At 41.9% G+C, this 25,421-nt stretch carries 13 protein-coding genes and 1 riboswitch; of the genes, 12 read left to right on the forward strand and 1 reads right to left on the reverse strand.

From position 1 onward, the window contains the following. Positions 1–3 precede the first annotated feature (3 nt). The 11 genes from AB4Z50_RS01085 (at position 4) to AB4Z50_RS01135 (ending at position 22,673) form a co-directional block, all read left to right on the forward strand. Positions 4–1,146, forward strand: coding sequence for a glycosyltransferase family 4 protein (locus AB4Z50_RS01085; protein WP_054025418.1), 1,143 nt, complete (start codon positions 4–6; stop codon positions 1,144–1,146). A gap of 260 nt (positions 1,147–1,406) precedes the next feature. Further along, positions 1,407–5,570 (forward strand): S-layer homology domain-containing protein, encoded by a 4,164-nt coding sequence (locus tag AB4Z50_RS01090; RefSeq protein WP_441874721.1) that lies wholly within the window; start codon positions 1,407–1,409, stop codon positions 5,568–5,570. A 490-nt stretch (positions 5,571–6,060) separates the two neighbouring features. After that, on the forward strand, positions 6,061–8,601 hold the full coding sequence (locus AB4Z50_RS01095) for an S-layer homology domain-containing protein (protein ID WP_441874723.1): 2,541 nt from the start codon (positions 6,061–6,063) through the stop codon (positions 8,599–8,601). Between the two features lie 187 nt (positions 8,602–8,788). Continuing rightward, entirely contained in the window at positions 8,789–10,906 is a 2,118-nt protein-coding gene (locus AB4Z50_RS01100) for a hypothetical protein (protein ID WP_441874725.1), read from the forward strand. A 79-nt stretch (positions 10,907–10,985) separates the two neighbouring features. After that, entirely contained in the window at positions 10,986–11,477 is a 492-nt protein-coding gene (locus tag AB4Z50_RS01105; protein WP_441874727.1) for a hypothetical protein, read from the forward strand. Positions 11,478–11,589: 112 nt separating this feature from the next. Then, positions 11,590–11,865, forward strand: coding sequence for a small, acid-soluble spore protein, alpha/beta type (locus AB4Z50_RS01110; RefSeq protein WP_441874729.1), 276 nt, complete (start codon positions 11,590–11,592; stop codon positions 11,863–11,865). 158 nt (positions 11,866–12,023) lie between these two features. After that, positions 12,024–13,238 (forward strand): methionine adenosyltransferase, encoded by a 1,215-nt coding sequence (metK, locus tag AB4Z50_RS01115; RefSeq protein WP_430056938.1) that lies wholly within the window; start codon positions 12,024–12,026, stop codon positions 13,236–13,238. A gap of 182 nt (positions 13,239–13,420) precedes the next feature. Next, positions 13,421–17,803, forward strand: coding sequence for an Ig-like domain-containing protein (locus tag AB4Z50_RS01120; protein ID WP_441874731.1), 4,383 nt, complete (start codon positions 13,421–13,423; stop codon positions 17,801–17,803). A 191-nt stretch (positions 17,804–17,994) separates the two neighbouring features. Continuing rightward, positions 17,995–20,700, forward strand: coding sequence for a stalk domain-containing protein (locus AB4Z50_RS01125; protein WP_441874733.1), 2,706 nt, complete (start codon positions 17,995–17,997; stop codon positions 20,698–20,700). A gap of 76 nt (positions 20,701–20,776) precedes the next feature. Further along, positions 20,777–21,937 carry a sensor histidine kinase gene (locus tag AB4Z50_RS01130; RefSeq protein ID WP_076266205.1) on the forward strand — a complete coding sequence of 387 codons (1,161 nt, stop codon included), beginning with the start codon at positions 20,777–20,779 and terminating at the stop codon, positions 21,935–21,937. 7 nt (positions 21,938–21,944) lie between these two features. Further along, the gene (locus AB4Z50_RS01135) at positions 21,945–22,673 is read left to right on the forward strand and encodes a response regulator (RefSeq protein WP_076266609.1); all 729 of its coding nucleotides are present in this window, start codon (positions 21,945–21,947) and stop codon (positions 22,671–22,673) included. Between the two features lie 151 nt (positions 22,674–22,824). Here the strand turns inward: AB4Z50_RS01135 and AB4Z50_RS01140 are convergent, their stop codons facing one another. Continuing rightward, the gene (locus AB4Z50_RS01140) at positions 22,825–24,420 is read right to left on the reverse strand and encodes a SpaA isopeptide-forming pilin-related protein (protein ID WP_441874736.1); all 1,596 of its coding nucleotides are present in this window, start codon (positions 24,418–24,420) and stop codon (positions 22,825–22,827) included. 31 nt (positions 24,421–24,451) lie between these two features. Then, positions 24,452–24,535, reverse strand: a riboswitch (cyclic di-GMP riboswitch). Positions 24,536–24,780: 245 nt separating this feature from the next. Here AB4Z50_RS01140 and AB4Z50_RS01145 point away from each other — a divergent pair. Continuing rightward, entirely contained in the window at positions 24,781–25,242 is a 462-nt protein-coding gene (locus AB4Z50_RS01145; RefSeq protein ID WP_441874738.1) for a hypothetical protein, read from the forward strand. Positions 25,243–25,421 lie beyond the last annotated feature (179 nt).

Below are 25,421 nucleotides of genomic sequence, written 5' to 3' on the forward strand. Positions count from 1 at the left end.
CACATGCCGGTAGGCTTGCTGTATTCAATTGGGTTCATAATCGCTCTTGTTCTAGCCATTGCGATGACGCCGCTTGTTAAGAAATTTGCTTTCAAAGTAGGCGCAATAGACAAACCAAATCACCGCAAGGTACACACGCGCATTATGCCGCGTCTTGGCGGTCTAGCTATTTATATTGCATTCGTTGGCGCATTCTTTATTTTATCGCCATTTATACCAGACGGCTTGCTCCGTCCGCAAGATTCCAATATGATCAACGCGCTGCTAGTCGGCGGTACGATGATTATTATTTTAGGTGCTTTCGATGACCGCTTCGAGCTTTCAGCTAAAGTGAAGCTGCTCGGTCAAATCGCGGCGGCATGCGTAGTCGTTTTCGTCTTCGACGTTAAGATCGACTTGCTGAACATTCCGTTCGGCGAAACGATGCAGCCAATTGCTGGATGGATCAGCATTCCACTTACGATTCTCTGGATCGTCGGTGTAACGAATGCCATTAATCTGATCGACGGCTTGGACGGGCTTGCTGCCGGCGTGTCAGGCATCGCGATTGCAACGATTGTTGTGATGGCATCACTGATGGGCTTCCAACCAGTTATCTTATTGAGCACATTGCTGCTGGGCGGAATTGTCGGCTTTCTCGTTTTCAACTTTCATCCCGCAAAAATATTTATGGGCGACTCGGGCTCGCTGTTTCTCGGCTTCAGTCTAGCAACGCTTTCGATGCTTGGCTTCAAGCAGGTAACGATGGTATCGTTTGTAACACCGCTGCTCATTATCGGCGTTCCGCTTTCGGATACCTTCTTCGCAATCGTTCGCCGCTGGGTAAACAAGAAACCGATATTTGCACCAGACAAAGGGCATTTGCACCATCGTCTGCGCGACCTTGGCTTCAGCCACCGTCGTACCGTACTTATCATTTGGGGAGTAGCTGCCATATTCGGCGGACTCGCAATCGTGCAATCGGCTGTCGTACAGTCGAGCGCGGCGAACTGGATCACTTTTGCCGTCATATGTATGCTAATGTTTTTCTTACAGATCGGGGCAGAAATAACCGGTATCGTGGACAAAACACGCCGGCCGCTTATTAATTTTCTAGCTCGAATGAGACTTCGACTCAAGCTGGATGCTGAATCCCGTTCCAAATAAATAAGAGCTCTGAATCCTTTAACGGAATCAGGGCTCTTTTTTTGTTGAAAATCGACCAAATAGCTAAAAAATTGGGAGCCAAAAGCCGATAACAACTGTACAGAACTTTTCTGCGGTCAGATCTCTTAACTGCAATTGCATCAAAGCTGACTAAAGAGGAAAAGGGAGGAAGATTTATTCAAAGGTAAGCCGCATAGTCGTCAGGCCATTTATCATTCAAATACCCATGCTCGCCATATACATAAAGGAGGAACATTGTTTTGAAAAGATTACTATCATTAGCGCTAACGCTGGCACTGTTGATTACATTGTTGCCGCCGTTCGGAGCTTCACAAACGGTAACAGCTGCAGGCTCCTATTTCTTGTTTTCAAATGAAAATGCATCACCTGGAAGTGCAAGAATTGTATCAAGTCAATCTGTAAAGCTAGAAGGTACAATAAACGGGGTAGTAGGTAATTCAATTAGCTACAATGTAAAACAAATTACAATGGACGGATCTAAAGAAAATGAAGTAAACACGACAGAGGAAATTACAACAGGCATATCTACCTCTAGCGGGGATAATAGCATTGTCATTTCTAACCTTACGCTTTTCCCTGGTCTAAACAAAATTACGTTTAAAGGAATAGCGGGCACATCAACTGTCAGTGAATCCATTTATATTGAATATCGTAATAGCCCAATGCTTTACGATCTAAAAGCTACATTTGAGAATAAAGATTATGCAATGCCGGAAAACCAACCGACGATGCTCTATTCAACAGCGCCTATCGTACAGCAAAACGGTGAAATCGTTATTTCTGGTAAAGCACCAAATGCTCAAAAAATAACGGTAGTCATTAATGGCAGAAGCTACGAGTTCAACGTTTCGAATTCGACCAGCGACAGCCGTTTCAGTACATCTTTGCTGAGCATTCAGAAGGGTATCAATACAATTGTTTTAAAGGTGCATAATAATGGACAAGTTGTGGAAACGACTCGCGAGGTRGCTTTCTATAACGGTGAAGTGACATTTTATGATCTGAAAATGACATCGGGAACACAGTCTTCTGTGTTAGAACCCAATTTAAACTTTTCGACGGACTCTAATGGAGCAAAAGCTATTCAAGTATCTGGAAAAGCCATAATACCGCTTCCACTATATGACGTCACGGATATTGATAAAGATGGAAATAAAGCAGAAACAGTTGATGTAACTGCAGCTAATCTTGCAGAAATGCTAAGCTTAGAACTGAAACAAGGTGGGGCATCAGCTACCTCTATAAAACCGATTACGAATTCAATAATAATCACTCCAGCACCAGCAATTATTGATAATACAACTAAATTTATAACAGTAGAATATAAGTATGATTTGCCAACAATTACGTTCGATCAATCCAATCAGCTTCGCTTTATAGCGCCTAATGGCAACATTCTTCAAGGCTCAAATTGGATACCTTTTACTGTACGTAACAACAGCCTAGCCTATATTTACGATATCAATTATCTATCAGGCTATGATCAAACTATGAATACGGATCCAGTTAATGCAGGCCGTCTTCAAGGGTTGCAAGGAACAGATATTCCAAGCGAGGGTGTTAATGTTTACTCCATGCCTATGGGAGTGGAGGTATTGGTGGGTAATTATGGAGGTCTAACTGCTCCTTACGAAAACTTATTTAAGATTAATGATTTGATACAAACTGCTGTTGGTTCAGGATTTACGCAAATCAAGCATTCCGAGATTGTCTATCGTACCGTAAATAACCAATCAACACCGTTTTTGCGGTTGTTTATTGAAATCAATAAATTACCTAATTTTGGGACTAATTCAATTTCGTTCAAACTAAATGACTCAAAAGGTACTAGCGAAGAAAAAATAATTGTTGCCAAACTGTTGTATGGACCTTACGTGAAGTTCAACACATTAGTTGAAGGAATGAAGGTTGATTACGATTCAGTAAGAGAAACTGACCCAACAATCTTGTTGAACAAGCTGGGTATGTTTAGCGGACAATTATTTAATGTAGCCAATGAAGCGGAAGTTATCTATGCAAGCAATGGCACCAAAAAACAAACGGTGTTCCTATATATTAACAATGTTGAGATTCCACTAGAAAGTAACGGATCAACAACAAAGTTCCAGCCTCTCGGGACTGGAGCTGATAAAGTTAAAGCAGCAACTTTTATATTCAACATCTTAAATAAAGCTGGAGAAAATAATGTGAAGTTCGTATTCCGCACGGACAAAAATAATTATGAGAATGCCTTTAAATTTAGTGTTGTTCCAACTAATTTGCCAGTTATACCTGCGCCTAATACCGATGGTGTTTATCCGTATAGCGCAAGTCTGTCAAAACCGCTTCCGAATGATACCAATTTCCCTAAGCAAGGCAGTGTATATACAACAAAGGAAGCTCGTTTGAATGTATACGGCACATTTGACTTCATCGATCTTGGCGGTGAGGGTTACTTTGAAACAGGGCATAAAAATTTAGGCTCAACTCAAGGACAATATATAATACGCATTTCATCGCCCAATTGGAAGTCAGATATAAAATGGGATTTAACGAAGGAATTTACGCCGACTAGAAACGGAGTTCCATTGCCGGCATATGCAACAAAACCTTATAATTCAGGTTTAAATAACAAAGACAATAACGTGTCAACAGATGATGCAAAAATCGATTTCTTTTATGACGTAGACGGTCAATACTTCTACTTCATCATTGTTAATCAAAAGATGCCTGAAGATGGCAGCTCTCAGGTATATGGTATGACCGTATTTAACAGTGGAGAGGCAGGTCCACGAGCAACTTACCGTATGGAAATTGATGCTACTTCTATTCCATATTCAATTTTGGCACCACTTAAAGAGAAGCGGACTATAAATCAAAACTATGTTAAAGTCATTATTGCCTCACCAGGTGCGGAATCAATCGTAATTGGCAAAGAAACAGCTAAAAAAGTGAAATTTATTGATTACAGCCAAAGTACGCCACAATTTGTTGATGCCTTTAGTCTGACGGTTAAAGATGTAAAGGCGAATAAAGCAAGCAAAATAGAATTTACGATTACACGTGGGAAGGACAAAATTAAAGACTCCTTTGAAGTTATGTATCAGCCTGCAAACATTCCCGGGGCTCAATTTTTGCAAAAGATGCAAAGCTCACATAAGGTTTTCAATAATAGTCTAGTTCTCTCATTCGCAAGTAAGAGTAAGCTTGTCCGACCAACTTACAATGCATCTACAAACTATTCAGGACAAGTATACAGCGATAATGATATTTTATTTGCGATAGCAAGTCCAAATGATGGAATTGTAGATCGTCATGAATTTGAAGGTCAGCCGCCGAACTATTCTGCTAACAGTTTGGCAGAAGGCAACTTGCATATTGGATATCGGTTCCAAGACCAAGCTAGACAGTTCATTAAAGCAAGCCCATTATTTTGGATTGATGGTGGTCAAGCGGATAATCCAGATCCATCATCGCCATTGTTTGATCCTGTAACAACAGGAACGGATCCATTCCCGTTCCCGAACATAGTAGGCAAAGCAACGGATAGCTTTGCGAAACGATGGAATAAGTTCGGTCTTGAACTTGCGCCTACAGCACCCGGCAAGCTTACATTGTCTTATGATTCTAACGTGTCGCAAAGTGCAGGTACGACGATTACCGTTTTCCGATTTGATCCTTACAATAGTACATGGGAAAACATTGGTGGAGTTGTTGACGAGAAAAAACATACGATAACCGTTCCGTTTACCAAATTCGGATATTATGTAGCGGTTAAGCTTACTCGTGGATATAACGACATTAACGATCACCCTTATGCGAGAGAGGCTATGGAAGCCATCTATGCTAAAGGTGTTATGAATGCTGTAGATCCAATTGGTATTTTTGGCGCCGATCGTTACGTAACAAGGGGAGAATTCACGCGGATGATTATTCGTGCGCTCGATATTCCATTGAACTATGGTGGAGATCTGCATTTCTCTTATTATCCAGAGACGATTACCAATGCTAATAACGCTAATGCAATTTATGACTACCGATATATCGAAACGGCAGCGCGTGCAGGATTTGTTCGTGGCACTAGACCGGGGTTTTTCGATGAAGATGTAGATTTATCTCGTCAAGATGCTTCAGTTGTGCTGGCAAGGGCATTAAACCTGAAGCTGGAGACGAACGCTCAAAAAGCAAAGTCGGCCCTGGATAAGGCTTTCAAAGATTCTGGGAACTTTGACTATTACTCAATTCCGGCTGTTATGGCTATCCAGAAAAAAGGATTCATTCAAGGTTCGTTAATTGATGTCAAGAATCCAAAGTCTGGTTCAGTATTCGAACCAAAAGCTAAGCTATTGCGGAGTGATGCTGCAATAATCATGGCTAGAGTAATGGCGGATTTAGGTAAGCTTCCTAAAATTTATAGCAAATAACAAGAAGCGAAAGGGTCGACCGCTGTGTCGACCTTTTTATTTCTTAGCAAGAGGAGAAACTTTATCCATGGAAAATGTTTAGCATCGACGAGCTCTATGAAAACAAGCTATACTAAACAAAGCAGGGAGTAGATTACAGTTAGATGTACATAATTAAGAAAAAACGGAAAAAGAAAAAACTTTTAAAGTTTTTTTAAGAACATCGCAACTTTTCATTGTCACGTGCGTTTAAATACATGACGTTGTAACAAACACATGATTTGATGCGCGAGACCTACTCATGCTGGAAACAAATTGGAATGAATTCTCAACTTCCTCTTTACGGTACGACCTGCCCATTGTATAATGTTAAAGTGGTGCCGTGACTCTAGCAATGTTCTCGCATTTTTTACAAGTTTCTACGACATGATTTTACAAATGGGTTTATCATGATTGTAGACATCATTTATATCAAATCTGTGCTCAACTCTGGAAAGGGGGTGAATCGGCTATGAGGGAAAAGAGCAATTCACTATTTAAACAAAACTCTCAACAACCGCACGTATTTAGAGGAGGAGAAATAAAGGTTATGAAGAAAAAAATAGCAGCATTTGTGCTAGCTACTGCGCTAGTACTACCATTATCCGTTCCAGCTTTTGCAGCAACACCATCTGATGTTGTTGGCAAACCGGTACAATCAGCAGTTGAAGAACTAACTGCACTAGGAATCATTTCAGGTTATGAAGATGGTACATTTAAACCAGAGAACTCAATTACTCGTGCAGAACTTGCGAAAGTAGTTGTTATCGCTACTGGTAACGAAAGCGCAGCGAAGTTGATGAATGATGTTAAACCATCGTTCAAAGACGTTAAAGCTAATGCTTGGTACACTGGCTACATCAACGTAGCTTCTGCTAAAGGCTTTATCCAAGGCTTCAACGGTAACTACCGTCCTTCTGACAGCGTTAAGTTTGAAGAGGTAGTAGCTATTTTGGTACGTGCACTTGGTTACCAAGATAAGCACCTTTCAGGTTCATGGCCTTATAACGTAATACTTCAAGCTGATAACCTTAACATCTTTGATGGTCTTGAAATCGCGACTGGCACTAAAGCTAACCGCGGTATCGTTGCTGAATTGACATCCAACACTTTGGGTGCAACACTTGTTGGCTACGATGCAGACGGCAACCAACTTGATGTTGATACAAAAGGTAAAAAACTTGCAGCAAACGCAAACCTTGTTCCATTGATCAACAAACTTGGAACTACTGAAGATAAAGTTCTTACTGGTACTTCTTTGACTAGCAAAAAAGAAGTTAGCCTTAACGGTGCTAACGAAGTTACTGCTGACAACTTCTTTGTAACTGGCGGCAAAAAACTAGGTGAACTTCTTGGTCACTCAGTTAGCGTTCTTAAAAAGAACGGAAGCAACCAAATTCTTGCTATAACAGATGCACAAGCAGCTGGTAACATTATCACGACTACATCTGATGCAAACCCTGCTGGTACTACTGTAGCTAACGCTGTTTATTACAACGATGGTTCAGTAAAAAATTCAGCTCCAGGTGTTGTTACTTATGTAAACACTGATAAGCAAGTTTCCAACTACAGTCTTGCTAATGATAAAGAAGTAGTAATTCTTTTGAACAGCGATGACAAAGTTCAAGCTCTATTGGTTAACAACTGGGATTCGAACTTGGTATTTGAAGAAGTTACAGCTTACAAAGATTACAGCCGTGTAACAAGCAAGGAAAGTGGCGCTTCTTACAAAGTGAACAGCAACACTGCAATTTCCCTTGACGGCAAAACTGCTGCACTTGCTGATTTGAAAGCAAATGACGTAGTTAACGTAATCAAAAATGCTGATGGTGATGCTCTTAACGTAGTTGCGACTCGCAACACTGTTTCTGGCAAACTTGATTCCATTGGTAAGTCTGGTAATGACGTTACTTACACTGTAGGTGGCAAAACTTATGCTGTTGTTGCTAATGGCCTAGGTGGAACAATTGGAACTGAGTACACTTACCACCTGAACAAAGATGGTAAAATTGCTTACAGATCTTCTGTTGCTGGTGTAGATAACAGTCAATTCGCTGTAATTCTAAATGTTGAATTTAATAAATCCTTCATTAAAGATGGCGAAGTCTTGAATGGCTACACAAAAGTAGTTTACTATTCGTTGAAAGATGCTAAGTCTGTAACTGAGTACACGAAAGATGTAGATGTTACAGAAGCATTGAAAAATACTTTGGTAGAACTGAAGTATACTGATGGTCTTATCAACTTGCCTGCAGCTCATGGTGCTGTTTCCTTGGCTGCTGAACAAGTAGTTTCTGAAGTAACAGCTTCTAAATTGACAATTGAAAATAATAGCTACGGTCTTAACAGCAACACAATTTACTTGAAAGCTTCAGTTAATAAATCAGATAGCACTAAAACAACAATCACTGTTGGAACTGCTGCTGATGTAACTAAAGGCGCTAAAGTTGCAGTTAAAACAGATGCTAGCGGTGCAGCTAAGTACGTAGTAGTTACTACAGCTGGTACATCTGCTAATCTTCCAACAGTACAAGGTCTATTCGTTAAAGCAAGTGAAAATATTTCTGCAACTGGTTCTACTTACTCCGTAACACTAAATGTTAAGGGTGAAGAGAAAACTTTTGCACTAACCAATGAAACTGGCGTTGATGCTTATAACAAGGTTAAAGATTTGAAAAAATCTGATCTAGTTAAATTGACAGACAAAGCAGATTCCGGTAACGCTCTTTATGAATATGCTGATGCTCTTGCTGTAGCTACTGATGCTAATTCTTTGACAGTTGATAACAGCACAAGAGTAATCGTTGCTGGAAATGCTACTTTTGTAGTATCTCCTGAAACACAAATCTTCTACAAAAAAGGTGATACAGTTTCCGTTGGTTCGTTCGCTGATCTTCGTGAAGCTGTTGATGGCAACAACTACAACACCAAGTATACAGTAGTTGTTCAAGGTAGTGGTCTTAAGTACAATGGCTACGACGAAGCTGGCGTTGTCGTTGTTAAAGTTAAGTAATATTAACGACTAGCACTAAATTAGAAAGCTGAGAGTTTACTCTCAGCTTTCTTTTTTTTGTACATAAGATTTATTGTTCATATACTGTTCATATAAAAGAGTTATAGTTGTTTATATAGACTTGGTCCGCAAACGCAAAATAAACTTTTAACTATGCGAAACTTAATCGCTGGTGGATACGTCTAATATGTTAAATTCTAAGATATGGAGTGAAACATCAAACATGCTAATGAACGTTAGAAAACCTTCTTTCATTATCTCTCTATTAGTAGTGCTATCATTATTGCTAAGTACGGTTCCTATCTCGCGTGCTACTGCTGCAGCGGCGGTAAATAAAAAAATTAATTTATCAAGTGCTTCATATGTTCAACTTACAGATGCGAATCTTATTCCATCCTCAAAGGGAGCAACAGCAAGCTTTACTCTTACTGTGTATAACGGGGATAGCACTTCAATTAATTTAATTGATTATTGGGCTCGCTTAAAAACAAAGAGTGGTACTAATTATATATTGACGTTGCTTGATAAAGACAGCAAGAAGAAGGTAAGTCCTAAATCAACAATAAGTTTAACTTATTATAGTGAAGTACCTGCTAGTGTTACACTAGATAAGCTTATTCTTAATTTTATAAAATTCGATTTTTCTGTTTCAGGATATGAGAAACTAATTGGACAATTCACTTTTCCTGCTAATTATTCCAATGTAGTTAAAGCTGGAGGTTTTAAAGGGATTCAAATTAAAAATACAATTATTAATACACGAGTAGAACAAACAATTGTGAATAAAACTGCAGAAAATTATGCGGTTAACCTTACATATCTAGCACGTAATACAAGCAAGCTTGGAGTTGCGCTACCGGATTATGTATATTACTTAAAGACTTCAAAAGGCTTGTTTCAATTAAAGCTTAAAAATACAACGGATCAGAATAAACCATTAGAGCCTACTGTGTTAAATTCTATTCAGTTGTATGGTACTGTTCCAATCACAGTGCCTACAACAGGTTGGCAATTGATTATTTCACAAAAAATTGGCGCAGCTGAGACTGAACAACTTGAGTTACCTGTCGCATCTTTTGAAGTACCCGTAAAATTCAGTACGACAACATCTTCTAAAAAATCGTTTACAGATGAAAATGGGAATTATGAGGTAGAGCTTCAATCCGTTCAACGATTCCCATGGAACAATGATGATAACGTGATTGCAAAGCTAATTGTAAAAAATAAGGAATCCGTATATTTGCCATTGCCTGATTTAAGCGGCACAATGGTCATTGATGATAAAATCAATATAGCAAGTCAGAATATAAAGAATACCGGTGATATCGGGCTTGCTCCTGGAGCCTCGACTACAATGACCTTTGTTGGAAAGCTTCCATACGAATATGAATGGAAGAAATTCGAACTAGAACTTAACAAAAGTGTTAAAGAGGATAAGGTTCTTGTAGCAGAAGTAACAAAATCTGTTGTCACACCAATTTATTCTGTTCCATTTGGTAATGTTTATACACAAACTTCAACTGGTTCACAAATGAGTGTGAAAGTTACTGATGTGAAAACATATTCGGGTGCTGCGAATGATATATACGCCGTATATATGGATGTGACTAATAACCAAACTAGAAGCAATCTATTGCCATACTTTACAGGTTATTTTAAGTCTACAAGCGGTAATTATTATGAAGCGAAAGTTGTGAAATCATCTTCAGCTATTAACCCAACGAATAAGGATCAAATTATTGTCTATACGGAACTTCCACCAAATGTGAATGGTGAAGGTCTTCAATTATTACTTGGAGAAGCTTTTGATGACACAGGATTGTTAAAAGTGTCGACAGCAACGCCAAAAGGCTATATTCGAGCAGTAACATTTGCATTGCCAGAAGAAAATAAAATAATTACAAGCTACGATAAATTGAAGGTTGGCCCTTACCAAATTGGTTTGAACTACTTTAATGTGTTTGCTTTTGAAGATTCGTTAGAAGTAGATTTAGGGGGAATTGTAAGTAGGGATTATAGCTACGATGGATTCAGCCAATCTAAACTACTATTTGAATTGGAGTATGAGCCTACAAATGATGTGATTTGGTCGCAAATTGTAGATGTCGGTGGTAAATCAGAAGGAAGTATTCAATGGAAAACCGGAGAAAATTATAATTCTATCAGTAAAGCTATGACTCGTAATCAATATTGGAGCACTTATACTTTAAATGTATACGAAACTTTAAACGGTAATAAGAAAAAGCTATTTGCCAAGGACGTACAATTCTCATCAACAACAAACTGGCTAGACGGTAATCACTAAACTTATAAAAAAACTGGTTTCTCCTACTTAAATCTAGTATCTTTATAGGAGATGAGAGATAGAGAGGAGACTTCCAAAAGTGAAGAAAAAGGTAATACGCGGTTTAGTTGCAGTTGTTTTAGTAGGAGTAGGTGTGTGGGTCGGCGTAAACTTTGCATCACCGCTTGAAGCGGAATCAAATGCGCTGACTCCGGGCTCTGTCGAAGACCCTGTTGTCACCAAAAGCTATGTGGATGAACAACTCGCCAAGCTAGGCGGAGGCACTCCTGGAGGCGGTACGACGACGCCTGTCGCGGACACCGCGCTAGAAGTTGTCACAGTGCCAGTTGGCAAGACGCTAATGGCTGGCCAAGGCACAGAGGTCATAGTACGTGTAGGCAAGGCGATTGCTTACAGCTCTGACGCAAGCGGTATAGCTGATCTAACTGGCGGTACGGATTTAACTAAAGGGAAAGCTGTTCCAACCAACCATTTATTGCTTTTCCCACGTGAGGGCCGCGGCATATTGCCAGATCCTAATCAAAAGAATGGCTTGACGGTATTGGTTAAAGGGAAATACAGCTTGCAATAATATGGATGGATGTTCAACATTTTACCCGAAATGACAATAGATTATACGCTTTAAAGAAGATGAAAGGAAGCACAATACAATTGTGTTCCTACATTCTTTGGAGGTGTCATTTATGAGTCGTTCGAATAAAGTAGTAGTACCAACAAGCAAAGCAGCATTAAATCATTTGAAATATGAAATTGCTGCAGAATTTGGTTTAACCTCAGGCGGCTATGCAAGCGAAGGAGCGGACACTGAGTTTGCTGGCGAATTAGGGGCATCCTCTGGAGCCGGAGGCCACAGCGTACACTGGTCAGCATTATCGACGAGGCAAGCTGGTTCAGTGGGCGGAGAGATCACCAGAAGGCTGATAGCTCAAGCAGAATCAGTGCTTGGCGGTTATCAATAATTATTGGAAATTCCGGCGTCCATTGACACAAAGCGACATTTTCGGTATCATACTGTTTTAGAAGAGTTGTAAAACAACCTTTTCCTACGGGAAAAGGTTCATTTTTTGTGTAGAATGTCCGCACTTATTAATATTAAGGTTGTAGGAGGTTGATACGGATGTCGGTTAAAGGACGCCATTTGTTTACATCAGAATCAGTTACTGAAGGCCATCCGGATAAGATTTGTGATCAAATATCCGATGCTGTCTTAGATGCATTTCTAGAAGCAGATCCATACGCGCGTGTAGCTTGTGAGGTTTCTGTAGCAACAGGTCTTGTACTTGTTATTGGTGAAATTAGCAGCCGTGCTGATTTTATTGATATTTCTTCAATTGCACGCCGTACGATTAAAGAAATCGGTTATACACGTGCCAAATACGGCTTTGACTCCAGTACATGTGCAGTATTGACTTCGCTCAATGAGCAGTCCGCTGACATTGCGCAAGGCGTTAACGCTGCGCTTGAAACTCGTGATGGCAAAGATATGAAGCAAGAAAACGAAGATATCGGTGCAGGCGACCAAGGTCTAATGTTTGGTTTTGCTACAAACGAAACACCTGAGCTTATGCCGCTTCCAATTGCGCTATCTCACCGTATCGCTCGTCGCTTGTCGGAAGTACGTAAAAACGAGACGCTTGCTTACCTTCGTCCAGATGGTAAAACGCAAGTTACAATTGAATATGCAGACGGTAAACCCGTTCGCGTAGATACTATTGTCGTTTCTACACAACATGCGGAAGAAATCACGCTTGAGCAAATCCAAAAAGATATTCTTGAGCATGTTATTAAGCCAGTTGTTCCAGTGGAATGGCTTGATGCTGATACAAAATACTTCATTAACCCAACTGGCCGCTTCGTAATTGGCGGACCTCAAGGTGATGCTGGTCTAACTGGCCGTAAAATTATCGTTGACACGTATGGCGGCTACGCTCGTCATGGCGGTGGCGCATTCTCCGGCAAGGATCCTACAAAAGTTGACCGTTCAGCAGCTTATGCTGCCCGTTATGTAGCTAAGAACATCGTAGCTGCAGGACTTGCAGACAAATGCGAAATCCAACTGGCTTACGCAATTGGTGTTGCTCAACCGGTATCAATTAACGTAGATACGTATGGAACAGGCAAAATTGGTGAAGATAAACTTGTTGATATCATCACTAGCAACTTTGACCTTCGTCCTGCAGGCATTATCAAAATGCTTGATCTACGTCGCCCAATTTACAGACAAACAGCTGCTTATGGTCACTTCGGCCGTACAGATGTTGATCTTCCTTGGGAACGCGTTGACAAAGCGGAGAAGCTTAAAGCAGACGCTGGCGTTCAAAGCGGAGTTTAAGATTCGATATACAATATAAGAGCCTTTATAGGCTAAAAAAGCTGTCCACAAAGTAGTATGACTACTTCATGGACGGCTTTTTTGTTATTCAATCGGTACAAAAAAGTAGTTTAACCTAAATTTTTCATGCTTAGAAACCGACAAATAAGGTACGAGTGTAATTTTTTGAGGAGTGAATTGAAATGAATCGAACGAGCAAGCTATCTTCGTTTATCGCTGTTATGCTGTTGCTCCAATTAAGCCTAGCAGGCTGGTCATCGGCTCCGCAGCAAACGGCAGCGGCGGCTTCTGGTCCTGTCGTACTTAGTTTGAGCCCAGCCGACGATCTAATTAACGTATCGATCTCCGCTGATTTAAAGATGACCTTTGATGAAAATGTAAGCAAAGGCTCAAGTTCTACGTCTATTTATATTTATGATTATGCAACAAGCAATTTGGTAGAGAGTATACCTCTATCGTCAAATCGAATTACTATTGATTCATCGCAGCGTGTCGTAACAATAGATCCGTCTAATAACTTTGCTTTGAACACGAATTATTACATATTGGTAGATGCCGGTGCTTTTGTTAACCAATCCAATGGTGTTGGTTATGCCGGTATAAAAAGTGCAAGCAGCTGGAATTTCCGAACCGTTGCTGAAGTTGATGTGACCAGACCTTCTCATACGGGGTTGTCGCCAACAGTCGCTCCAATTGCGGTGACTACACCGATTACCATTTCATTTAATGAGCCTGTTTATGTTGCAAGTGGCAACATACAAATTAGTTCGGTTGAGGACAGCCGTACTATTGCTGTTACATCCAATGCGGTAAGAGGCAGCGGGACGAACTTAATCGTCATTCAACCTCCTGCAGCACTGCAGCCTAATACAGCATACACCGTTACAATTCCAGATACTGCATTTCAAGATGCGGCGGGGAACCTATATTACGGCACATCATGGGCTTTTACAACGGACGCAGCACCGGTAAACGTAGCTGCACCATTTGTTCCGGCAGATAATGCTACTTCCGTACCAGTAAACTCAGAGCTGTTTATCACTTTTGATAAAGCTATACAGGCACGTGCGGACAAATATATTGAAATACGCAGAGTTAGCAATAATACTACTTTTGAGCGTTTTAGTGCTCTTTCTTCGAGAATTACAGTAACCAAAAATCAAGTAAAGATAACGCCAAGCTCTAACTTTGAGCCGAATACAGCTTATTATGTATTAATTGATGCTGGAGCCTTCACCCAGACAGACCCAAATGGGTCTCAATGGTATCACGGTATTGCTGGAGCATCCGTTTGGAATTTCAGTACAGATCCTGGCTATGAAACCACTCCGCCTCTTGCAACAGAATTACTGCCGGTTGCGAATGGATCTATCACCAGCTTAAATTCTGTACTCAAAATTAATTTTAATGAGCCGGTCTTCCCAAGTAGCGGAGTCATTGAAATAAGAGAAGCTGCAACAGGATCTTTGTTCCGTACTATTCCAATTACTTCGGAACGCGTGACTGGCGGCGGTACCTATCAGATAACGATAGACCCCAATAAAGCGATAAACGGAGAGTCTGAGAAAGCTTTTGTCAACAATACGAAATACTATATAACGATTGGAAACCGCGCTATTCGTGATGCAGCAGGAAATCATTTTGCAGGAATATCCTCGTCGACGTATTGGTCTTTTACGGTTTCTCAAGATACGGTAAGACCAACACTAACCTTATTGAATCCTGTTAACAATGCCGTTTCAGTTGGTTTAAAGCAAGATATTACTGCAACTTTTAGTGAACCAATTATGAAAGGTGCTACAGGTACGATTACGTTTAATCCTGTAGGAAATAGTGCACTTAAAGCTATTCCTGCAAACTATTATGTTCATGGTAATAATAATAGCCTATTAGTCATTACGCCTTCGGAAGCATTAACTGCGAATACAGTTTATTATGTAACGATTGATGCAAGTGCAGTAACCGATTTAGCAGGCAACAGTTTTGCTGGAATATTGAATGAATATCAATGGACGTTTCGCACTTTCGGATCGGATACGACTGCTCCAGTATTAAACAAGCTTGAGTGGAGCGGATCAACGATTACGATGACCTATAACGAAGAATTGAATGTGTATGCGGTACCTTCGGCGGGGAGCTTTTATGTGACTGTAAGTGGCGCTCCTCGGTCTGTGATAAGCGTACAAGTTCGAGGGGAAGCTGTTTATCTTACTCTATCGAGCCCGATTGTTGCTGGCCAGTTAGTAAAACTATCGTACACGAAAGCGGCAATAGGACTCATTCAAGATACTTCGGGGAATGAAGCGATAAGCATATCCAATCAGGATGTATCCGGTGCGAAGGATATCAAAGCACCAACTATCGTTAGCGGAAACGCATCTGGCAGCGCGATCACCTTGTCCTTTGACAAAGACTTAATGTCAGTAAACAGCTACGCTTATTTACAATTTACTGTTAGTGTGGGTGGCGTTAACTACAGTACGACATCAATCTCAAGCAAGGCTAACACTATTTTGCTTACGATAAATGGCTCGATTCAGAATTATCAAAACGTCGTAGTGTCTTACGCTCAGGGCACTTATCCAGTAAGGGATACAGCTGGTAACTATTTGGCTGGATTTAATAATTATAGTTTGTATAGCACGCCTGATACAGCAACACCTACTTTGCAATATGTAAGCTACAGCACTAATTATGTGACCTTAAAATATAATAAAAGCTTGAATCCACAAAGTGTACCTTCCGCAGGGCAGTTTAGTGTCCTAGTGGATGGAGTCGCACGACCTGTAATTCAGGTCTACATTTCAGGAGACTCCGTTATACTAACGCTATCGACATCAGTAACATCTGGGCAAGTCGTATCTGTTTCTTATGTGCCTTCTGTTTCACTAATAACTGATTTAGCGGGCAATGCTGCATCTTCTTTTAACAATATCACTTCAGGAGGAAGCAGTGGCGGAGGACAAAACGTCAATATTAACGGAGTGATTGCAAAAGGCTCAACGTTAACTATTAATTTCGGAGAAACGTTAAACAGCAGTTATCTGCCTTCTACTGCTTCGTTTCTCGTAAAAGCGAATAATTCTTTAAGAATGGTTTCAAGAGTAGACATTAGCGGAGGTTCGGTTATCTTAACGCTAGCTTCACCTATATTAATGGGCGAAGCGGTTACTGTAACCTATTACTCTACTACTACTGGACTTCGTACCAATAACGGATCTACAATAAATAGCTTTACAAATATAAATGCAGCCAATCAGACGACTATTCTTGACGGCTTGTCAGGTGATTTTGAAGCGGCAGATGGCGGTGGTATCGGATTAAAACTCTCGGCAGCCACAACGATGTATGATACATCTTCTGCAGGCGTACAAGCCAACCGATATACGGTTTCATACGACAGAGTACTTGCAGCATACCAAGCAGCTCGAACAGCAGGTTTATCTGTTCCTCGTGTAGCATTTAAGGTGCCATCAACTGAACGTGCAGGTATTGTAGCTGTTCCAATAAGCTCTCTTGATGCAGCCTATCGTTTAAATGCAAACTCGATATTTGCTGTTCAATATGGTGATGCTACTTATGAGCTGAAATTAGATGCATCTGATTTTCTAAAAATTAATACATTGTTAGGCGGCAGTATCTCGGATGGCCAAATGCTTATTCGTATTGACCAAGGTTTATCTTCATTAACGAGTGCACTCAGTTCTAAAATTAACAGTACTAATACGAGTTTGTTATCAGGACCATATCATTTCGATGTCACAGCAGTGAGTGGCTCCCAGCAGAAGCCGTACAATGAATTGAATAGTTATGTTTCTCGTACGATTCAAACCCCTCAGTCTGTTGATGCTAGTAAAACTGCCGTAGTATGGTTCGACCCAACAACAGGAGGGCTCTCCTATGTTCCGACCGAGCTTACGACAAGCGGCGGGAAGACGACAGCAACTTTTAAAAGAAAAGGAAACAGCGCTTATGCGCTTGTTAGCAATTCATCCAGCTTCTCCGATCTATCGAAGCATTGGGCAGCTTCTGCTATCCATATCATGTCGCGCAAATTCATCGTGGAAGGGCGCTCGGCAACGAAGTTTGAACCGGAGAAGGCTATCACACGCGGTGAATTTGCGACCTATATCGCCAAAGGGCTTGGCCTCAGCAGCGACAGGAGTGCAGCAGCTAAGTTCAAGGATGTAAATGCGAACACAGCGATGGGGGCGTATATTGGAGCCGCCTCAGCGGCTGGTGTCGTCGCTGGCAATACGGATGGCACCTTCAAGCCAAACAATCCGATTACACGTCAGGAAATGGCCGTTATGATGATTAGAGCGGCGAAGGTGGCTGGTCTAACGGTGCAGCTGCCAGAATCGGCCGCAACTTATCTCAAGAAGTATACGGATCGAGGCAAGGTTGGCGCTTGGGCGCAGACAGATATGGCGAAATCAGTGTACATTGGTGTGATTAGCGGTAAAACAGCAACAACATTAAGTCCGCAAACCAATGCAACTCGCGCAGAAGGAACGGTTATGCTTCTTCGTTTGCTGCAGAAGGTGAAATTCCTTTCATCGTAATAATTGAACCAAAGCAGAGCAGCTCGCCCAAACGGCGAGCTGCTCTTTTTATGTAATTCATTTCCATGATGTACATAGCTGATATCTATCACCCTATAGAAAGCGATAGCAGTCTTCTATCATGCGTAACTTTTCTACTACTCTTGTAGTCTATAACTAATAGATTAATGGATGGGAGAGTTGTAAATCTAATGAGTAAGTTTCAAAAAATCATAGATCGGCAGTCAGAAGGCTTAGGAAAACGGGTTATAATCGTCGTATTAGGTGGAGCACTGCTCGTACAGCCTTTAGCTTCAATCTTGCCTAGCAGCTGGCAGACGGCAGTCATTCAATCAGCAGAGGCAGCTGCCGACCCTACGCTTAAGCTGTCGCAGCAATCATTTATAACAGCAGGCGCCAAGCGCCTTGACTATGTATTTCAAACGACACGCGGCAGCTCCAAGGTGCAAACCGATGTGCATGTTATTGAAATCGATCTTACAAATCCCTACGTATCCATAAATGCAATGAGTGGAAAAAATAATAGCATAGGTCAATTAAATACGATACTTAATATGACAAAAGAAAACGGAGCCGTAGCTGGCATTAATGCAGACGTATTCGTAATGGGCAATGAGGGTGCCCCGCTTGGCGGGCAAGTCGCAAGCGGCATGTTTATGTCTAGTCCTGCAAAGCTGAAGGGGATGTACGCATTCTCGGTTTCTAAAGACCGCAAACCGATGATTGACAACTATAGCTTCAATGGCCAAGTAACGGCAGCAGATGGCTCTACCTTCCCGCTGGAAGGGCTTAACCAATCTGCTTATATTCCGGAGACAACGGGCTCTAATTATAGCCATGTCAATATGATGTATATCTATACAAGTGCTTGGGGTGGTACAGAACGCCCGAAAAACTCAGGCTCCACGCCTACCGAAGTATTAGTTCGCAATGGCGTAATTGAGGAGATTTCAATCGATAAAGCAATCGCAGGTCAAGCACCTGCTGATGGATACATACTCCGGTCACATGGCCTTGCTGCTAATTATGTGAAGGAGCATTTACAGGTTGGGCAAACGATCAATGCGGATTATGCGCTCGTTTCGCAAACGACAGGAGCGAAGGTTGATCCGAACTCATTTGAAATGATGGCAGGCGGTCATACGCTATTAGTTAATGCGGGCGCAGTGGCTCCATTCTCACGCGATATTACAGGAGTAAGCGGCTCTTCCTATACTTCTCGTTCAGCGGTTGGTTATTCTCAGGATGGCACTAAAGTATATCTCATCACGAGTGAGCGCAGCGGCGGGAATACGGGTGTAAACTTGAAGGAGCTTCAGCAAATCATGCTGCAGCTAGGCGTATACAAAGGCGTCAATCTAGATGGCGGCGGTTCTACAACGATGATCGAGCGTCCACTGGGAACGAGCGATTTGAAGCTGTCGCATCCTACGCAATACGGCACCACCCAAAGAAGTGTTGCAAACGGCATAGGCGTATTCACTACTGCTCCAGCAGGTTCGTTGAAAGGCATTTCTGTGAGCGGCGCTAATGTTATGTTTATCGGTCAAAAATCGTCGTATTCATTAAAAGGCTATGACACGTACTATAACCCGTTTGAAGTAGACAATTCATCTGCCGTATGGAGCACCGAGAAAGCCATTGGCACGTTCAAAGGCAATGAATTCACTGCCACAAAGGCGGGTAAAACGAATCTCACTGTGAAATCAGGAGCGATCTCTACCAAACAAGAAATTGAAGTGATTGGACAGGACCAAATTGCATCGCTCTCCATTGATACGAGTGCAGGTGTGCTGGCAAAAGGAGCAACGATTTCTGTTCCGCTTACTGTAAAGCTGAAAAACGGAAATTCATATAAGCTTAGCGCTGACTCCGTGAAGTGGGAGTTTGTTGGATTTACCGCATCTAGAAGTGGCGACAGCCTAACTGTTCAGTCGGTTAACGCTGGTACAAGCACCGGGTATGCCATTGCTCGTTATGATGGTTTTCCGACAATGATTCCATTCACACAAGGTGAAGCAGTGAGCACCTTTGAGGATTTTGAAAAATCGACCTACCCCATTACATCACAGGTCACGCCTGCGACAACGACAGGAAGCGTAAGCTTGGTATCCGATTTCCAAGGACAAGCTTCTTCGAAAGCATTAAAGCTGGATTATGATTTCACAAACGGCACCGGAACTAAAGCATCGTATGTAGTATTTAATACAAACGGTCGTGCGATTGAGGGATCACCTACTTCCATGACGGTTGATCTTTATGGCGATAACAGCCTGAACTGGGTGCGCGCAGAGTTCATTGATGCGGATGGCAAAGCGCATCTTGTCGATCTTGCAAAACAGCTTGATTGGAGCGGCTGGAAGAATGTGAAGATGAATTTATCCTCTGTAGGGATGAAATTTCCTGTTAAACTAAAAAGAATTTACGTTGTGACGATCGCCGAAGGGCAGGATGAGCGTTCTGCAACAGGTTCTATTGGACTAGATAATATGAAGCTTCAATATCCGCCTTCCGTAACGGTTGATTCACAAACTAAGGTCGTAATGACTGTAGGCAAATCTGCTGCGACGGTTAATGGAAAAGCGATTACGCTTGATTCAGCACCCATCGTTTTGAATGGAACGACATTTGTACCTGTCCGGTTCGTATCCGATGCCATGGGAGCGAAGCTGTTATTTGACGGAAAAACGGGACAAGTCACCGTTCTTCGCGGCAATAAGCTGATGGAAATGACGCTCGGCAAAAAGGATCTAATTTTAAATGGCGCTCTGCAATCGTCAGATATTACGCCTATCGTTCGTAATAATCGGACGCTCATTCCGGTCCGTTTATTTTCAGAGAAACTAGGCCTAAAGGTCGGGTATGATGGGAAAGCGAAAAAGATTACCATCGATTAACGATGGACGAAATATATCCAATCTGTGGTATGATAGAGTAGATTAACCTTTAATATAGAAAGGTTGCCGATCTACAGTGGACCACCTTACAGTCGATATAAATCGAGTCATTAAAAACGCAATCGAAGTGATGGAAGACAGCAAATACCAGATTTATGAAATATGTGAATCCGCGCGCACGGAGCTAGAATCACTCGAGCAGGAGCTTGAAATTGTCCTTCAAGAAACGGTGAAGACAATTGACAAGGTTGACCAGCTGGAGCAAGACTATCGCCGTGCGCGTATAAGGCTGACAGAAGTGAGCCGAGATTTCGTACGCTACAAGGAAGATGACATTAAGTCTGCCTATGAGAAGGCTACACAAATCCAGCTGGATTTGATGGTGTACCGCGAGAAGGAATCCTACTTGAAAGCGCGTCGAGACGATCTGCAAAAACGTGTTCGAAATGTAGAGAATTCCATCGAGCGTGCTGAAACGATTGCTTCGCAAATAAATGTCGTACTTGAATATTTATCGGGTGATCTTAATCAGGTTACTCGTATTCTTGAGTCTGCCAAAACCAGGCAGCTGCTGGGATTGAAAATTATTTTGGCGCAAGAGGAAGAGCGTAAACGGATCGCTCGAGAAATCCATGATGGTCCCGCGCAATCACTCGCAAATATCGTTCTCCGAACAGAAATTGCAGAACGTATGCTAATCAAGCAGGAATTTGTGATGGTGCAGGAAGAATTAGTAGATTTAAAAGGACAAGTGCGCTCCGGCCTTGAGGAAATTCGCAAAATTATATTTAATTTGCGCCCGATGGCGTTGGATGATTTGGGACTTGTGCCGACTCTTCGTAAATTCACACAGGATTTTGAAGAGAAAACAAAAATACATACCATATTCGAGCTTATAGGTAAAGAAACTCGGATGCCCTCTGCAATGGAAGCGGCGATATACCGCTTAGTTCAGGAAGCTTTTACCAATGCACTAAAACATGCGAGCGCTTCACATGTAATGCTCGAGATTAACTATCAGCCACAGCATATTTCACTCGTAATTCAAGACAACGGCGTTGGATTTAACAGCGATTTAATCGAGCAGGATGCTACTCGAAACGCACATTTTGGATTGGTAGGGATGAGAGAACGCATTGAGCTAATAGAGGGAAGGATGGATATAGACTCAAATCCCGGTAGAGGGACGAAAATTATAATAGATATACCTACTACTGCCGAATCTAGAAAGGAGTAAGATGATGATGATCCAAAGAGCTGCAAGCAATGTGAATACAATCAAAATTTTACTTGCGGATGACCACCAGCTGTTTCGTGAAGGACTTAAGCGGATTCTAAATATGGAAGACGATCTTGAAGTTATCGGCGAATGTGGTGACGGCATTCAAGTTTTGGAGTTTTGCAATCATACCATTCCTGAGATTGTCCTGATGGATATTAATATGCCTATAGAGAACGGTGTCGTGACGACTGAACGATTAAAAAGCATGTTTCCTGATGTTAAGGTTATCATTTTATCTATCCACGACGATGAGAGCTATGTATTCGAAACCCTACGTAAAGGCGCTACGGGTTACCTTCTGAAGGATATGGAGGCAGAATCGCTAATTAACGCCATTCGTTCCGTTGTCCAAGGTCACGCCTATATCCATCCTAAAGTGACAGGCAAGCTTATTAACCAGCTTCGCCGTATGACGTATTTGGATGAGATGGGAATTGTCTCAGGAGCTGCAGCTGCTCAGGAACCGGGAGTTAAGTTCGTTGCTGGCGATGAAAGCCCATTAACACGCCGCGAGGCAGAGGTGTTAAGGCTTATGGCAGAGGGCAAGAGCAATAAGCTCATTGGAGAGTTTTTATTCATTAGCGAAAAGACGGTTAAAAACCATGTGAGCAGTATTTTGCAAAAGATGGAAGTTGATGACCGTACGCAAGCTGTTATCCAATCGATCAAATATGGATGGGTTACACTATAAGAGCTTTTTTGATCATTACTTACATATCGAGCAAATCCCCGTATCGGTTGATGCGGGTTTTTTTGTTTGCAAATATTGTTGTGTAAAAGAAAAACACTCCTAAGCTGTATAAGAACAGCCTAAGAGTGCGTTTTGGAACATATCATCTTAATTATTTTCTTTGTTTTTGTTTGCGAAGAGTAATGAATCCCGCTGAAAGGGCAAATGCCCCGATGAGATAATAGGGAACCGGGCTGCTTTCGCCTGTTTTTGGCAGAGTAGCAAGCGGGACTTGATCTTCATCTACAGCAACCACAGGATCGATTGGCGGCTCGCCCTCCCCGCCTTCATTTACTCCTCCAACAGGTGGATCTTCATCGTCAATTTCAACGATAGGTGTTGCTTCAGGTGACGATGTAGGTGTTATCGTTACCGTAGTTGTTGCAGTAGGCGTGTTGTTAGGCGTGCTCACAGGTGTGGAAGGTGGTGTATTGTTAGGTGTGCTCTCAGGTGTTGGAGTTGGTGTAGCTGTAGGCGTGCTCTCAGGTGTAGGAGTTGGTGTAGCTGTAGGCGTGCTCTCAGGTGTAGGAGTTGGTGTAGCTGTAGGCGTGCTCTCAGGTGTAGGAGTTGGTGTAGCAGTAGGTGTAGTCTCAGGTGTAGGAGTAGGAGTTGGAGTAGCAGTAGGTGTCGATGACGGTGTTGGAGTAGGCGTAGAGCAGGTTTCGCCTTCATTCACAAGCGAAAGCTCTTTCTCCTTGCCCCAATGGATCTTCAGCGTATTAGGTACAGCTTGTGGATCAGTTGGGTTGGCAAGCTCCGTATTCGTTGAAAAGCTTATGGAACCTTTTCCAGGAATTACGCCATTTCCTGTTTGAGTGGAATTCGGGATTTCCCATGAATAAGAAACCGCAATGTCACTCTCGTTGCTTACTTTCCAAGCTCTTGTTTTACTCGGGTCGGCGGAGCAAGCCGTTTCAAGTTTGAGCTTAGCCGTATTAATAACTGCTTTTTGCACAGATTTATCTGTGGTTACTACGATCTGCTGGGTAGCCACTAAATCGGTGGTAAAGCCATCTAAGGTTAATTCTTTTAATGTATAGGTACCGATAGGCAATTCGTTGAATTGCAAAATACCGTCACTATTGGTAACACCGCTTTTGACTAATTTACCGTCTTTCCAAAGCTCGAAGGTAATGCCTACATGAGGAGCCCCTTCGACATCATTTAAATGTTTGTTGATGATGATACTGCCCGTACAGCTGTTCGAAAGCTTTAGATTCCATGCTAAAATTTTGTCGCCATGAGCGCCGGGTCCTAATGTCTTAATTAAATCTCCGCTATAGATATCTAATTGATAAGGCAAACATTTTGGAATGTTAATCGTAACGGAGTAAGTACCTGCTTTTGGATATATAATAGACTGCCCCTCAAAAAATGTTTGCTTGTTGTATGGAATGGTTGTATCGCCGGGTCCAGGTGCCCAGTCAGCAGGGCCTTCATAGCCGGAGAAGCTGACTCTAACACAGTCTTTTAGCGTCTGGAACGTAGCGGTAGCTGTTCCGTTATTATTGACTACGATATTGGAATGCGTGGCAATGACATCCTTGCGATCCGATGAATACTGTGGACAGCTATTCTCATCTACGAGAGCCGCAGCATTCGTACCTTGATTGCTATCACCTTCCGCCATGGCAAGGGAACTAAGCGACAACGAAAAAATTAATAACAGAGCCAGGGCTAAACTGATTTTTTTCCTAAAATAACGCATCTTTCACTCTCCTCTTAGATACGTAGTGGGGTTCCAAGAGGGCCGGTTACACTACTAGCTCCATATAATCCAAGTGTCCAATTGTAGATTATACTTCATCGCTTCCCTAGTTATTTTGATTGTGAAAATCCACTCTCCCTTTCTATATGCGTGCACCGGTTAGATATGCATGCTTTCATATTAAAATGATAACATGTATTGGAAATTGCTCAAGGGTGTTTCTTTGTCAGAAAATGACTAATAATCATCATAAAACAGGATATATTTTTGGCATAACACACATTTTGTCACCTTGTCCCTTGATTGCGGAACCAGTGGGCTCTTCATGGCATATAGTGTCACAAAGAGGAGGTGGCCGCCATGTTTGAACTTCTACTTCTTGTTATTGGCTGTTATGCTTTGGCTGCATTGTCGGTGCATCTGGCGTATCGAATTTGGCGAGGGCGCCAGCAATCCAGCAAGCATTATGTGCTCGTAGCTGACGTTCAGCAAAACAATATGGAATGGTATGTACGTTCGCTGTTTTCTTTCTCTCGGCGAATGGGAAAAAATGTTCGTTTGACGATCGTAGATCAAGGGGTTACAGAGGAGACACTGGCTATTGTTGAACGATTAGCTAGAAGGGGCGATGAGGTCAGGATTCACTTTAATGGATCTAATCCGCTGTCTGGAAGCGAAGACGGTAAGCGCTCTCAAACAGAGGGTGTGGATGGAACTCAGCTGCTATGGCTGCTCCAGGCAGAAGGAGTTGTGTCGCTTTCCGATCACGCGGTGCTAATTGATTTGCAAAATCCGACAGATTTGTCGAAAATGCCATTTTAGTATATACTCTACGGTAAAGAAATAGTCGGAGTGAAGCACACTCAATAACGCAAATGCGTTGTTGGGTGTGCTTTTTTTTTGTTTACAGTGCTTGCAAACATCATTCTCGTTTTGTCTGGGAAGGGAGAGGCTGTATTTAACTTAACAGATGAATAATGAAGTCAGTTCTATAAAATGTC

Origin of the sequence: Paenibacillus sp. 2TAB26, from assembly GCF_052115145.1 — a bacterium.
Lineage (GTDB): Bacteria > Bacillota > Bacilli > Paenibacillales > Paenibacillaceae > Pristimantibacillus.

Bases quoted from the DNA above. Each gene is read 5' to 3' on its own strand.
- AB4Z50_RS01085 (WP_054025418.1), top strand. From the start codon at position 4: ATGCCGGTAGGCTTGCTGTATTCAATTGGGTTCATAATCGCTCTTGTT.
- AB4Z50_RS01095 (WP_441874723.1), top strand. From the start codon at position 6,061: ATGAGGGAAAAGAGCAATTCACTATTTAAACAAAACTCTCAACAACCG.
- AB4Z50_RS01100 (WP_441874725.1), top strand. From the start codon at position 8,789: ATGTTAAATTCTAAGATATGGAGTGAAACATCAAACATGCTAATGAAC.
- AB4Z50_RS01110 (WP_441874729.1), top strand. From the start codon at position 11,590: ATGAGTCGTTCGAATAAAGTAGTAGTACCAACAAGCAAAGCAGCATTA.
- metK (WP_430056938.1), top strand. From the start codon at position 12,024: ATGTCGGTTAAAGGACGCCATTTGTTTACATCAGAATCAGTTACTGAA.
- AB4Z50_RS01120 (WP_441874731.1), top strand. From the start codon at position 13,421: ATGAATCGAACGAGCAAGCTATCTTCGTTTATCGCTGTTATGCTGTTG.
- AB4Z50_RS01125 (WP_441874733.1), top strand. From the start codon at position 17,995: ATGAGTAAGTTTCAAAAAATCATAGATCGGCAGTCAGAAGGCTTAGGA.
- AB4Z50_RS01135 (WP_076266609.1), top strand. From the start codon at position 21,945: ATGATCCAAAGAGCTGCAAGCAATGTGAATACAATCAAAATTTTACTT.
- AB4Z50_RS01140 (WP_441874736.1), bottom strand. From the start codon at position 24,420: ATGCGTTATTTTAGGAAAAAAATCAGTTTAGCCCTGGCTCTGTTATTA.
- AB4Z50_RS01145 (WP_441874738.1), top strand. From the start codon at position 24,781: ATGTTTGAACTTCTACTTCTTGTTATTGGCTGTTATGCTTTGGCTGCA.